The 14,730-nt window shown below is 38.5% G+C and carries 10 protein-coding genes; 7 read left to right on the top strand and 3 right to left on the bottom strand.

Annotated features, from left to right (window positions below):
• Positions 1-3: 3 nt before the first annotated feature.
• The 3 genes from MKY37_RS06350 to MKY37_RS06340 all read left to right on the top strand — a co-directional run bounded on the left by MKY37_RS06350 (position 4) and on the right by MKY37_RS06340 (position 3,426).
• Positions 4-663: an amino acid ABC transporter permease gene (locus MKY37_RS06350; RefSeq protein WP_340775022.1), complete on the top strand. Its 660-nt coding sequence runs from the start codon at positions 4-6 to the stop codon at positions 661-663.
• A gap of 21 nt (positions 664-684) precedes the next feature.
• Positions 685-1,413 (top strand): amino acid ABC transporter ATP-binding protein, encoded by a 729-nt coding sequence (locus MKY37_RS06345; RefSeq protein ID WP_340775019.1) that lies wholly within the window; start codon positions 685-687, stop codon positions 1,411-1,413.
• Between the two features lie 327 nt (positions 1,414-1,740).
• Complete coding sequence (locus MKY37_RS06340) at positions 1,741-3,426, top strand: S-layer homology domain-containing protein (RefSeq protein WP_340775016.1); 1,686 nt, start codon at positions 1,741-1,743, stop codon at positions 3,424-3,426.
• A gap of 151 nt (positions 3,427-3,577) precedes the next feature.
• Here MKY37_RS06340 and MKY37_RS06335 read toward each other — a convergent pair whose 3' ends face one another.
• Positions 3,578-3,712: a hypothetical protein gene (locus tag MKY37_RS06335; RefSeq protein WP_340775013.1), complete on the bottom strand. Its 135-nt coding sequence runs from the start codon at positions 3,710-3,712 to the stop codon at positions 3,578-3,580.
• A 108-nt stretch (positions 3,713-3,820) separates the two neighbouring features.
• On the opposite strand from MKY37_RS06335, the gene MKY37_RS06330 reads away from it, so the two are divergent.
• The 3 genes from MKY37_RS06330 (at position 3,821) to MKY37_RS06320 (ending at position 7,269) form a co-directional block, all read left to right on the top strand.
• Positions 3,821-4,717, top strand: a complete 897-nt coding sequence (locus tag MKY37_RS06330) for a nuclease-related domain-containing protein (RefSeq protein ID WP_340775011.1) — start codon at positions 3,821-3,823, stop codon at positions 4,715-4,717.
• 540 nt (positions 4,718-5,257) lie between these two features.
• Positions 5,258-6,565 carry a nucleotide sugar dehydrogenase gene (locus MKY37_RS06325; RefSeq protein ID WP_340775009.1) on the top strand — a complete coding sequence of 436 codons (1,308 nt, stop codon included), beginning with the start codon at positions 5,258-5,260 and terminating at the stop codon, positions 6,563-6,565.
• Positions 6,562-7,269, top strand: coding sequence for a WecB/TagA/CpsF family glycosyltransferase (locus tag MKY37_RS06320; RefSeq protein ID WP_340775007.1), 708 nt, complete (start codon positions 6,562-6,564; stop codon positions 7,267-7,269). Before MKY37_RS06325 ends, MKY37_RS06320 begins: the two co-directional genes overlap by 4 nt.
• 181 nt (positions 7,270-7,450) lie before the next feature.
• Here the strand turns inward: MKY37_RS06320 and MKY37_RS06315 are convergent, their stop codons facing one another.
• Both MKY37_RS06315 and secA2 read right to left on the bottom strand, forming a co-directional pair.
• Positions 7,451-8,338, bottom strand: coding sequence for an accessory Sec system S-layer assembly protein (locus tag MKY37_RS06315; protein WP_340775005.1), 888 nt, complete (start codon positions 8,336-8,338; stop codon positions 7,451-7,453).
• Positions 8,335-10,713 (bottom strand): accessory Sec system translocase SecA2, encoded by a 2,379-nt coding sequence (secA2, locus tag MKY37_RS06310; protein WP_340775004.1) that lies wholly within the window; start codon positions 10,711-10,713, stop codon positions 8,335-8,337. The genes MKY37_RS06315 and secA2 overlap by 4 nt, the downstream gene beginning before the upstream one ends.
• A gap of 344 nt (positions 10,714-11,057) precedes the next feature.
• Between secA2 and MKY37_RS06305 the strand changes: the two genes are divergently transcribed.
• Entirely contained in the window at positions 11,058-14,426 is a 3,369-nt protein-coding gene (locus MKY37_RS06305; RefSeq protein WP_340775002.1) for an S-layer homology domain-containing protein, read from the top strand.
• The last annotated feature ends 304 nt before the right edge of the window (positions 14,427-14,730 follow it).

The raw sequence follows: 14,730 nt of genomic DNA, 5'->3' as shown, positions 1-14,730 counted from the left end.
ACTATGTATCAATATAACTGGAGTGTCATCCCACAAAATATGGATGTGTTCATATATGGTGCACTCAAAACGTTAGAAATCTCAGCAATTTCGATCCTTTTGGCAATTCCAATCGGGATTATCTTTGGACTTGGGCGCATTTCCAAAAACAAATTCATTCGATTTATATCATCTGCGTATGTTGAAATAATTCGTGGGGTGCCATTACTCGTTCTACTAATGTGGATATTTTATGTGCTCGGGCAAGTATTTAGATTAGGCTCGTATTGGGGGTCCATTGTAGGACTCGCAATATTTGCCGGTGCATTTATCGCAGAAATTGTTCGCTCTGGAATCCAAGGCGTACCAAAAGGGCAGATGGAAGCAGCGCGTTCCCTTGGAATGTCCCATACAAAAGCGATGACACATATTATTTTACCGCAAGCATTTAGACGGATATTACCGCCACTTGCTTCACAATTTATTATGCTTATCAAAGATTCGTCTCTAATATCTATTATTGCTGCAAGCGAGTTGACATTAGACGCAAAAAACCTAGTAGCAACATCGTTCCGTCCGATTGAAGTTTGGACATTCGTTGCGCTTGTGTATTTCATCATGACATTCAGCTTATCGCTAATCATTCGATACTTCGAAAAACGATTACAAAAAAGCGAAGCATAACGTTAAGGAGGGTGTACCCAAATGATTACTATCAAAAATGTCAATAAAAGCTTCGGCGACCACCACGTCCTAACCGACGTTTCGCTCGAAGTACCAAAATCGAATGTTGTCGCATTGATTGGCCCAAGTGGAGCGGGTAAATCAACCCTAATCCGAACCATCAACGCATTAGAGCCGATAGACAATGGAGAAATAACAGTGGACGGCGTATCCATCCACGACAAAAAAACGGATATCAATGGAGCGCGTAATAACATCGGCTTCGTTTTCCAAAGCTTCAACCTATTTCCGTTCCTGACAGCACTAGGAAACGTAACTATGGCACCGATGAAAGTAAAAGGACTAAGCAAAGAAGAAGCTGAAAAAAGAGGAAAAGAACTACTAACTTCCCTTGGACTAGCAGACAAATTTGATGCCTACCCAAACAGACTTTCCGGGGGTCAACAACAACGTGTGGCCATCGCACGAGCATTAGCAATGGACCCGCAAGTCATGCTATTTGACGAACCGACATCCGCACTCGACCCAGAAATGGTAACTGAAGTGCTCGATGCCATCCGTAAACTAGCGAAAGACGGCATGACCATGGTCGTCGTAACGCACGAAATGGGCTTCGCCAAAGAAATCTGCGACGAAATTGTCTTCATGGCAGAAGGCAAAATAGTCGAGCGCGCAGCACCATCCAAATTCTTTACTAATCCGGACACACAGCGTGCCCAAGACTTCCTATCTAAAGTACTTAACCACTAGAGCAATCTAGTGGTTTTTACATGCAATTAAACAAACCCCCATACTTTTACCCGCCTACCACATAAACCCAATCAAACAACACATATGTAGTCAATTCCACCGGATAAACCATCAAATCCACCACTTAACTTGTCCCATCCACCACATAAACCTCCTCATCCACCACAAAAATCCATTAATCAACCAAATAAATCCCATACCAATTAACATATTCTTACTGATTGGTAAAATATCCACAAATTACATGGATTCAAAACAAATAAAACATGCTAATATCAATTGAACACAGAGAGCTTTTACCCAAAAAAAATTCGGGGGTCCAACATAATGAGCAAGTACCAAAAAATGTTCAAAATTGCATTAGCAACTGCACTCTCTACTAGCGTACTAGTAGCGGCATTACCAAACACAACACAAGCAGAAGAAGTGAAAGTACCAACTTTTTCGGATGTAAAAAATACACCGACAAACCATCTTTACGCACCAGTTATGGATTTAGCTTCACGCCAAATCATCACTGGATACGAAGATGGAACATTTAAACCGTACCAAAGTATCAATCGTAAACAGGCAGCTAAAATCATGGCTTTGGCACTTGATTTAGATCTAGACCCAAAAAAGGTTAAGGACCCTGGTTTTACAGACATCAATAAGGATCACCCATACTACGTACACATCGCGGCACTAGTGGAAGCAGGAATTATCAAAGGATATAATGACAACACTTTTGGTCCAAACAACACGCTTACAAGAGCGCAAATGGCTAAAATGATTACTTTAGGATTTGATTTTGATCAAGTGACTCTAGCAGAAAATCCATTTACTGATATTTCAAAAGACAAAGAGGTTGCTGGATTTGTTCAAACACTTTATGCAAACGAAATCACAACTGGTACAACTGCAACAACTTTCAGCCCATATTCAAATGTAACACGTGGACAAATGGCTTCATTTATCTTCAGAAGTGAAAAAGAAGTCGGTAATATTGTAGCCGAAGACTTCGGACAACTTACTAAAACTACTTTTACAGCTGGAGCAGATCTAACAGAGGGACAAAACGCTAGCGACGTAGCTTCACTAACTGTAGAATGGTTTGACCAAGCAGGAGCTGAACTAGGTAAAGGAACATTGAATAAGAAGTTTGCAGCTGATTTCCCAACGGCTACACAAATTTCAATGCCATTTGATGCTAACTTTAACTATGTAACAGACGGTTACTGGACTGTAGCGGGTGATTTTATTGGCGAACCAACTAAAGTGAAATTCACTGTAACATTCAAAAATGGTGATGTAGAAACAGCTGAAAACACAAGAGAATTATCTGGTAACATCGTTGCTCAAGACTTCGGTTTAGTTAGTGGAGACAAATACTCTGCTGGAGCAGTTCTAACTGAATACAAAACAGTAAGTGATATTGACACACTAACAGTTAAATGGTTTGATTTAGCTGGAAATGTAATAGGTAAAGGAACGTTAACAGACAAACTTGCAAAAGAATACCCAATGGCTACTGATATTTCAATGCCATTCGATGCAAACTTTGCATATATTGGTGACGGATACTGGACTGCAACAGGTAATTTCAAGGGAGAACCTGCTAAAGTTGAATTCTCGGTTAAATACAAAAACGGCAAAGAAGCTACTGTAGAAAATACAAGAACAGTTTCTGGGGACATCAAAGCACAAGATTTCTCTAATACTTCTGAAACAAGCTATTCAGCTGGAGCAGCTTTAACAGAAAACAAAACAGTTAGCGACATCGAAACTCTAACTGCTGAGTGGTTTGACAAAGACGGAAAATCTTTAGCGAAAGGTACAATGACAGAAAAATTTGCAACTGACTATCCAACAGCAACACAAATTTCAATGCCATTCGACCCAGCATTTGACTACGTAACAGACGGTTTCTGGAAAACAGAAGGCAAATTCACTGGCGAACCAACAAAAGTGACATTCTCTGTTAAATACAAAAACGGCAAAGAAGCAACTGTAGACAACACTTTAGTAAAATAAAACCAAATCCCAATCCATTGACCATCCAAAGGTCAATGGATCTTTTTAGGTATACCCCCTCAAATTCTTCAACGCCACATAAACTCTGATAAGTACCACATAAATCAAACTAACCACCACATAACCCATCCCAACCACCACAAAACTCATCCTATTCACCACTTAACCTTGCAACTACCACATAACCAAGTTTAATCACCACAAAAAGACCGACAACCACCACAAAACTCTTCTCAACCACCACACAAACAGTCCAATCTACAACATAAAATTCCCCAAAAAACAATTGCCTCAACACCTAATATCTGGTATCCTATTGCCAACGCAATAGAAAGGGGCACTACTCATAGAAATTATCAGACCATTACCTCAAAACTACCACGCACTAACAAGATTGAAAGCCCGCTTGCCAACCCATCACGAAAAATACCCAGCAATCCTAGAAAAGTTGGACCAAATAAGCGCAGGCTATTTTGGAGAATTACGAACCGATCGATTCATAGAAGAAGTATTATTTCCACAGCAACTACTCATCATCCCAGATCTACACACCCGCTTACATTCCAAACGACACATCCAAATCGACACATTAATTTTAACCAGATCCTACATGCTCTTAATAGAAGTAAAAAATATCACCGGTACCCTACGATTCAAAACAGACCCCAACCAACTAGTTCGAATTAAAGACAACGTAGAAGAAAAATCATACGCTTGTCCGTTCACACAACTAGATCGAAACTGCGATGGTATTAAGACATTATTTCCGAGAGCCAAACTACCCATCATTCAAGCACTTGTGTTTCCATCCCAAAACACAATCATCGAAGATGCCCCAAAAAACCGTCATATCTTCTTTGCCAAACAACTCCCATTATTCATCCAAAAACTAAACAAAGGGTCATCAATAATTACTGCCCAACAATTTAACCAAATAGCCAACCAACTAACGAAAATGAACAATAATTTTACACCTGATTCCCTATGCAATCGCATGAATATAAATCCTGAAATACTAAAAAAGGGGGTCCTATGCAAAAACTGCAACTCCAAACTCCATAGAAAATCACTCCAAATCTGGCACTGCAAAACATGCCTAGCAACGGAGAAAAATCCGATTTCATCAAACATTGAAGACCTATTCTTGTTAATAAAACCAGACCTATCGGTGAAAGACTGCATGCATTATCTAGAAATAAATTCAAGATACACCATCTACAACAGCCTCCAGAAAATGAATGTAGAAAAAAGTGGATACAAAAAATCCACCAAATACAAAATATTGCACTAAAAAAAGGAAGCCAACCAAAAATTGGCTTCCTTTTATATTCCAACTTGGCATCCGCCACATAACTAGATCCAACCACCACATAACCAAAGCGAACCACCACATATCCAAGTCAAATCACCACATAACTAGATCCAACTACCACATACCTAGGTCAAACCACCACAAATCCAGCCGACCACCACATAAACTTATACAACCACCACATAACTAGAGTAAACCACCACATACCCAAGTCAAATCACCACATAATTAGATTAAACTACCACATACCCAGGTCAAACCACCACATATCCAGCCAACCACCACATAAACTTCTACAATTACCACACCAACCACCACATATCCAGCCAACAACCGCATAAACTTCTACAACCACCACATATCCAACCAACTACCACATAACCAAAGCCAACCGCCACATACCCACCCAAAACCACCACACAACCAACCCAATCCCAACCCCAACACATCAAAAATCGCCCATTTCCATAAAATATGCTATAATATTGCAAGGTAAAAAAAGAAAGGAAGTACCCAAACATGCAAAAAAAATTATGTGTGGTCGGCTTAGGTTATATCGGACTTCCAACCGCAGTTACATTCGCTAACCACGGCGTCCGCGTACATGGCGTAGACGTAAATGAAAAAGCAGTAGAAATGATTCAAAACAAACAACTTCATATAGAAGAAGACGGCCTACAAGAGCGCCTAGATAAAGCGATAGATGAAAAACTACTAACAGTTTCCACTAAACCGGAAGAAGCGGACGTATTCATTATTGCCGTACCATCTCCGATTAATCGTGATAAAACAGCAAACTTAGAATATGTACGTCAAGCAACAGCATCAGTCGTTCCTTACTTAAAGGAAGGAAACCTTGTTGTCCTAGAATCTACCGTGCCACCAAAAACGGTTGAAAACATCATGTTGCCAGAACTGATTAAATCAGGTTTGAAAATTGGTGTAGAACTTTTCGTTTCTCATTCACCAGAGCGCGTTATTCCTGGTCGTATCTTCGAGGAGCTTACGAACAATGACCGTATCGTTGGTGGGATCAATGATGAATCTGCCCAAATGACGAAAGAGCTTTATGAAACGTTCGTAAAAGGGACAATTCATATTACAGACGCTACAACAGCGGAACTTGTAAAAGTAATGGAAAACACATACCGTGACGTGAATATTGCATTCGCAAATGAACTAGCAAAAATTGCAGAAACGCTAGATGTGAACATTTGGGAAGCTATTAAATTTGCAAACTTCCATCCGCGCGTGAATATCCACTATCCAGGTCCTGGAGTAGGGGGGCACTGTATCGCGGTTGACCCGTGGTTCTTAGTTGAACTTAGCTCGGAAGCGAAAATCATTGAGCTTGCTCGTAACACGAATGATGGAATGCCAGGATATACGGCGAAAAAGACAAAACAAATCCTACAAGAAGTAGCAAACAAAACAACTGGTAAAGTTGCTGTACTTGGGCTAGCCTTCAAAGGAAACGTAGATGATATGCGTGAAAGTCCTTCAACAGACGTGATCCAAGAATTGCAAGAACTTGGGTTAGAAGTAGTATCATACGACCCGCATATTAAAACAAATACGCATCCAACACAAACGCAATCTTTAGATGAAGCAACTGCTGGAGCAGATGTTGTACTTGTGCTGACAGACCATAACGAATTCAAAGCATTACAACCAGCTTCTATTCGTGAAAACGTAGAAACAGCAGTCGTATTAGATACGAAAAACTGCCTACTTCGCCAAACATGGGAACAAGCAGGATTTGCTTTCTACACGCTTGGTGATGCAAAAAATAAAAGCCAAAGTCAATTGGAGCATCAGAACCAATGAAAGAAATGATACTTGGTGTTAAAGTCGACACCGATAATTACGATGAACTCATACAAAAACTGTTCAAACGTATCGACAAAAAAGAAAAGTCACTGGTTGTTGCGATAAACCCTGAGAAGCTGATGAAAGCAAAAGAAGATCAGTCCTTAAAAGACCTCCTAAACCGTGCGGAATTTCAAATTCCAGACGGTATAGGAGTCATTCTTGCTTCCAAGCTAAACAAAGGGAATATCAAATCTCGCGTTACGGGCATCGATATGATGGATCGCATCGTAAGAGAAGCAGCAAGAACTGGGAAGTCTATATTCCTATACGGAGCAAAGCCAGGTGTAGCGGAAAGCGCAGCCGAAGCACTTAAATTTACATATGCTTCGCTTCAAATTGCAGGTACACAGGATGGTTACGAAAAAGATAACGAAAAAGTTATTCAGAAGATAAACGAAGCAAAACCAGATATCCTTTTCGTTGCAATGGGGTCACCTCGTCAAGAAGAATGGATTGAAGCAAATCGAGACAAACTTCATCCGTCCCTTTACCAAGGCGTGGGAGGTTCATTTGACGTATTAGCTGGGAATGTAAAACGAGCACCAGGATTTTTCCAAAAAACTGGGCTAGAGTGGTTTTATCGTCTGGCAAAAGAACCAAGCCGCTTAAAAAGACAACTAGTTCTACCTGTATTCTTAATAGAGACTTTAAAAAAGTAATAAAAAAATTTCTAATATTTACTACTTGACAGTGATTTATCTATTGAAGTTTTAAACAAAAGATGGTAGCATGAAATTGTAAGGATCGTTTCCTCAGAATATATAAATCATTAAAAAAAGTCGGTTGGTTGCCCACGCAAAAAAGCCTAAGTAGAATTCTACTTAGGCTTTTTTGTGTTATTCAGTTATGCTCGATTACTTTTACGGACCAGCTAGTGAAATCTGGCTGTTCTTTTAGCACCATTTCTTTTGGGAAGATGAATGTCCACGGTTTACTTGTGTTAGCTTGAACAGTAAGTGGGGGAAGAGTAAATGCACCCTTTGCTACCGTTTCTTTAGCTGCATCCATAACCTCAAGTGGTAGCTGGCTAATAGAAATGTCCTTTTCATGACCACTTCTTATTAATACAGTTACGCTCAAACCTCCATCATCACGCAAGCTTTGCTGCAAGCCCATGAAATTGACTTCGTTTTTCTTTGGAGGAGTTAAATCCTCTACAATTTTTCTTAATTGATCTTTATTCGCAGTAGCTAAAGACTTCTCCCAATTTTCGTCTAAATCTAAACGATGGGGAAGCTTTTGCTCAAATGCAATGGACCAGTTTTCCTTCAAAATTTGATCAGCTGGAATAACCAAATGCTCTTTTTCAAAAGTAACAATCCACGGCATAGCACTCTCTGCAGGAATTGTCCCTAGCTCACTTAAATCTGCATCCATACGACCAACTAATTTTCCATCCTCACCGAACAAAACAAGTGGCGTAATTCCCATATTAATTTCTTTGGCTAATGTTTGGCGGAAGAAAAACTGTGCATGGACAGTTTCTCCTTCAATCTTTAACTCAATCGGTGCAAGGGAAAGCTGATTTCGCTTTAAAGGCTGTAATTCGTTTAGCAGAAATTGGAAATAATATTGATCCTCTACTTGCTTTGGTTTTCCGCCGTAGAAGTATAGTTTCGTATGAATTTCTTCCTCTGTCGCTTCAGATGCCGTATCTAGTAAATCTTTCGAAGCGATGGCAGATTCTTTCTGTTGTTTCTTAGAAGTACGTTTGAAAAAAGGGATCATTCTACTTCTCCTCCATTTTGTAAAGTAACGCCATGCTCACGTATCAAATTAGAAATCTCTGTTGCGACTCCTTTACCAATTCCGTGAATCATACGAGTAAATAATTCTAAACCTTCTCGTTCATATTGTCTCATCGGATCCTCCTGGGAGTAGCTGCGCATACCGATACCTTCTTTTAGCTTGTCCATCGAATCCATATGAGTCAACCAATGCTGATCCACTGTGCCGATTAAATACATACGAAGCTGTTCCTTTTCAGTAGCATGGCTTAATAGCTCGAGAACCGTGTTTTTGTATAGACTAGCCTGCGCATTTACTTGTTTTTTCGCTACTTCAATCGTTAAACCGGTATCCCAAGCTGGAAGCTCTATACCTGGCATCTTATCTAAGAAAACTTGGCGAAGTGCTTCAAACTCTTCGTCTGAATGAGAAATCTCCTCATCAAAAAAGAAGTTAAGCTCATGTTCTGGGAACTCCTTTATAAATGTAACAAAGGTTTCTTCTATATTTTCTCCAAAAATCAACTGATCACGAAGCTCATAAATAGTTTTACGCTGTACATTTAATACATTATCCAGCTTCAAATTATATTCCCGCACACTATAGCTGGCACCTTCACAAATCCGCTGCGTTCTTGAGACGAATTCCATTGCCTTTTTGTTTTCGATAAGTCCGTCTTTACCTGCTTTTACATTGGCAACTAGTTTTTCTAACTCTTCTCCAGCAAAACGTTTGAACATTTCATCCTCAAGCGAGATGAAAAATTCAGAAGTACCTGGATCTCCTTGACGACCAGAGCGACCCTTCAACTGATTGTCAATACGACGAGACTCATGTAACTCTGTTCCGATAACATACAGTCCACCAAGCTCCGCTACACCTTCGCCAAGGGAGATATCCGTCCCACGACCTGCCATATTCGTGGCAACAGTGACCATACCTTTTTGCCCAGCCAATGAAATAAGCGAAATCTCTTGGTCAATACTTTTCGCATTTAATAATTCATGTGTAATGCCTGCTTGCTTTAAATAGCTCGAAACCTCTTCCGATTGAATAATAGAGGTTGTTCCTATTAATACAGGCTGCCCAGTTGCATGGAGTTCGTTTACCTTCGAAGCAACTGCTTTATATTTGTCATCTATTTTCGCATATATACGATTTGGTAAATCTTTTCGAATGATTGGTCGATTAGTTGGTATTTGCATAACGTTCATCGCATACAATTCTTGGAACTCTTTTTCTTCCGTCTTCGCCGTACCGGTCATCCCGGAAAGGAATGGATACATACGGAAATAGTTTTGTATTGTAATAGAAGCCTGTGTTTTGTTTTCTTCTGTAATGATTAATCCTTCTTTAGCTTCAATCGCCTGGTGAAGCCCATTAGAAAGACTGCGCCCTTCCATTGGACGGCCTGTGAACATATCCACTAGTAATACTTTGCCCTCTTTAACAATATAATCTACATCACGGGCGAACATCATGCGTGCACGCAATGCTTGAATCATATAATGATAAAGCGTTTGATGGGCTAAATCGTATAAATTATCAATAGAGAAGAAGCGTTCAATCTGTTCGATCCCTTCTTCTGTATAACTTACTGTCTTCGTTTCTAAGTCATAAAGAAAATGCTTCTCTTGCTTAAATGATTTCACTAGCTTAGCGCACAGTGTGCTGAGCTGATCATGCACGTCCGTTTTTCCAGCGATTATAAGTGGTGTCTTCGCTTCATCGATTAATACACTATCCACTTCATCTACTAAAGCAAAATGATACGGACGCTGTACACGAGAGGCTGCGTTATAAGCCATATTATCTCGAAGGAAATCAAAACCAAATTCAGAGCCTATTCCATATGTAATATCAGCAGCATAAGCTGCAGCCTTTTGAGAAGGCTCCGTCATAGGTAGTGTGATGCCGACCGTTAATCCTAAAAACTCATGGATCTGACCGATTTGCTCCTGGTCACGTTTTGCCAAATATTCATTTACCGTAATAACATGTACGCCTTTTCCTTCTAATGCGCGGTAGTAAGATGGAAGGGAGGCAACTAATGTTTTACCTTCACCAGTAGGCATTTCAGCGATATTACCGTCTGAAAGGACCATTCCACCGATAAGCTGCACATCAAAGTGACGCATACCAAGAACTCGGTGAGCTGCTTCACGAACAACGGCGAAAGCTTCGGGGCGAATAGCTTGTAGTTTTTTACCTTGTGCAAGTCTTTCTTTAAATTCGGTCGTCTTGTTCGCTAACTCGATGTCAGAAAGACCGCGTAATGTTTCGTCCCATTTATCTATTTCTAGTAATTCCTTCTTATATAAGGTTAGTTTTTTATCATCTACTGAGGGGAAAATCTTTTTCCATATGCGAGCCATTTGTTAATCTCCTTTTATATGAATACTCTTCAGTCAATAAGTATATCATAATTCAGACAAAATATTATAAATTGGTTAAACTTAACTATTTAGGAAGACAAAAAGAGAGGATAGGAATATTAATCCAAAAAAACACTTGAAATTATCTTTTATTGCTATAGAATGGAAATGAGGAATCTAACAATTAGCTATAAAACTGGATGCTATATGAAACTGTTTCCAATTTAATAATTGACAGAATTCTATAACCAATCTATACTTTAATGTGTAGTTGGTAAACTATTATCATTTTGCCGTGTTAATAGTTTACAAATTTATTTTTACCTATGAGGAGGAAATTATCCATGGCTAACCAACCAACGAAATACAAGAAATTTTTAGCTGGTGCAGCTTCTGCTACTTTAGTAGCAACAGCAATCGTACCAACTGCTCTAGCAGCAGACGCAACAACAGCAGCAACTGACTTTTCTGATGTAGCTGCAACACACACACACTACGCTGCAATTATGCAAGCTGTAGAACGTGGACTATTCAACGGTTACACAGATGGTACTTTCAAACCTGAAAACACTATCGACCGTAAAGGTGTAGTTAAATCTCTTGCTAACTATGTAGTTTCACAATCTGACTACAAAACTTATGAAGAATACATCACTGCTAACAAATTAGTTGATAAAGTAACACCGTTCACTGATGTTCCTGCAACTCATGGTGATAAAGAATTATTTAACGCTTCTTTAATCGTTAAAGATTCTGGTATCTTCACGGGAAGCAACAACAACTTAATGCCTGCTAACGTAATTACTCGTCAACAAATGGCTAAAGTATTAGTTAACGGATTTGGTCTTAAAGATCTTGCTGGAGTTGAGTCAAAAGTTACTGACACTGACAAAGCTCAAGCTGAATATGTAAACTTCATCAACATCTTATCTGAAAACGGTGTAACTGAAGTTACTACTTACAACCCAACTTCACCAGTTAAACGTGGCCAAATGGCTTCATTCTTAAACCGTGCATATGATTCAGCTCATAAAGTTGTAGCTCCTGAAACAGCTACTAAAGTTGTATCAGTAAGTGCGACTAACCTGAAAGAAGTAGTTGTTGCTTTTGACGGTTCTGTTTCAAAAGAAAATGCTGAAGAAAAATCTAACTACTCATTAAAATCAGGTAAAGCAATTAAATCTGTTGTTTTAAATGAAGATGGAAAATCAGTTACAATCACAGTTGAAGGAACATTAGCTAACAACAAAGCGGATGCAGTAACAGTATCTAATTTCCTTGATGCTAAAAATGTTGAATTCACAACTGTTGATAACGCACTTCCAGTAGCTGAATCAATCAAATCTTTAGGAACTAAATCATTGAAAGTAGTATTCAGTGAACCAGTTACTGATTTGAAACAAAGCAACTTTACTCTTGATGGTAAAGCTTACTTCGGTAAAGTTGATTTAGGAGCTAATAACCGTTCGGTTATCTTAACTCCATTCAGTTCTTCTGCTCTTGCAGTTGGTGACCATAAAGTATCTATCTCTGGAGTTAAAGACTTTGCTGGTTTCGTATCATTAGCATCTACTCATGACTTCACAGTAGTTGAAGATAAAGATGCTCCAACAGTAGTAGAAGCTACAGCTACATTAGAAAGTGTTACATTAACTTTCTCTGAAGATGTTGACCCATCTACAATTTCTGCTTCTAAAGTTTACTGGAAATCTGGTGACTCTAAGAAAGCAGCAACAGGAACTGTTGAACAATTAGCTGACAACAAATTCAAATACACTTTCTCAACAACTAACTCTCTTCCAACAGGAACTGTAGATATTCATGTTGAAGGAACTAAAGATTATTCAGGTAATGAAATTGCTAAAGATACAAAAGTATCTGTAAAACCTGAAATCGATCAAACTCGTCCTGAAGTAAACAAAGTATCTGTTCTTGATGCAACAACAGTTAAAGTAACTTTCTCTAAAGCTGTTAATGCTGATAGCGCTGAAGAAGTGAAAAACTATACTGTATTAAACAAAGATGGTAAAGTGGTTTCTGTTCAAAGTGCTACTGTAGATGCAACAGATTCTAAATCTGTTATTGTTAAACTTTACACTTCACTTTCAACTGGTGAAAACACATTAACTATTAAAAATGTAAAAGATAATACTAAACTTCAAAACACAATGCTTGATTATAGCGGAAAAATTGTAAGAGCTGATAAAGAAGCACCTTCATTTGAAGAGATTGTTAGTAAATCAGATCGTCGTGTTGTTCTAAAATTCGACAAAAAAATGAATGTTGATACATTAGTTGATTACTCAAATTACCTAGTGAAAATCAATGGTCAATTACAAGCTTTATCTTCTGACGTTGCAGACATTTCAGTAATGCAAGATGGTACAGCTGTAGTTATTACATTTGCTGAAACTCTAAATGGTAAAAATGTTGTATTCGCAGGTGGTGGTACATCATCATCAACAAACGCTAATGTTTCTGAATTACAAGTACTAGGTGTTAAAGATGCTGCTGGTAACTTACTAAGCGAATTTACATCTGCAAATGGATCTAATATTGTTGACTTAACAGAAGACACAGAATTAGAGTTAGCTAATATCAGTACTGAAGCTGCTTATAATGGTTATGAAGCAGAGCTAGTTGATACTAAAACAGTTAAAGTTAAATTTACTGCTGGTATTAACTCCGCATCTACTGGTGCATTCTCTTATGTCGTTAATGGCGTAGAGCAAGTTGAAGATGTTGAAGTTGATGGAACTTCAACAGTAACTGTTAAATTCAAAAATGATCTTGGAACTGCTGCTACTGGTTTAGACTTAGATGTTGATTTCACTAAATTAGTAACAATTGCTGGAAGCAATGGTACTGGTACAGATGTTGTTGATTCTACTAACTTATTAGATTCTGTAGCACCAGAAGTTCTTGACACAGGTGCTTATAGCGTTGTAAATAATACAATAACAATTAATTATTCAGAAGGAATTGAAGCTGTTACTGGTGCGTCACAAGATTTACTAGATACAGACTTTACTATTACTCGTATTTCTGATAACAAGAAATTAAATCCAATTGGCGACTATAATGTTGCTGTTACAGGTGGAAATAAAATTGAAATTACACTTTCAGATGCACGTACAGTGAATTCTGCATACCGTGTAACTGTAGATGGTGCTGATTACTTTACAGACCTATCTGTTGCTGAAAATGCAATTGAAAATTCTGTTGGTCAATCAGCAGTTGTAACTGCAGCTGCTGCAACATTACAAGCAGCAACTAATGCTGTTGAAACTGCAGAAGCTACTCCAACACAAGCTAATAAAGATGCAGCACAAACAAAAGTAACTGCATTACCTGCTGGTTCAGACAAAGATGCACTTCAAGTTCGTCTTGATGCTGTTCAAGATACAATTGATGCAGCGACAGCAGCAGCAGTACTTGCTGATTTAAATACTGCTAAAGGTGCTGTTGAAGGTGCTACTTATACACTTGCAACTACTGATACAGCTGCACAAGCAGCAACAAAAGTAAAAGCAGCAGTAGATGCATTACCAGCTGTTAGCTCTAAATCATTTACATCTGCTGTAACAGAAGTTAGTTACACTGCAGCAGTAGATGACACAACTGATGGTGAGTATAAATTTACTGTTAAATTAACAGCAGCTGATGGTCAAAATGTAACTACATCAACTGTAACTGCAGTAATTCCACAATAATTATCTGAGGTACCAGATTCTAATACAATTCAGATAAATATGTGGTTCAATAAGAGAAAGCCTTGTGGAGAGAAATCTCTGCAGGGCTTTTCTTTTTGTATTCCTATTGATTTCAGTTGTTTTTATGTACTGTGTACTATTCTTATTATTTCCTTTCAGGTGAGTAGTAAACGTATATGACGGATTTGTATATTATGTAAGGATATTGTAGTTTTTGTGGTGTGGTTGTAATGTAATTAGATAGTTATATAGATTGAAACATAAAAGTTGATTAAAATAGTAGAGTAAAAACTGCCCTGTAGAG

This window comes from Psychrobacillus sp. FSL K6-2836 (genome assembly GCF_038003085.1).
Classification (GTDB): domain Bacteria; phylum Bacillota; class Bacilli; order Bacillales_A; family Planococcaceae; genus Psychrobacillus.
The sequence above is the reverse complement of the archived record's forward strand: the minus strand, read 5'-3'. Positions and strand labels throughout refer to the sequence as shown.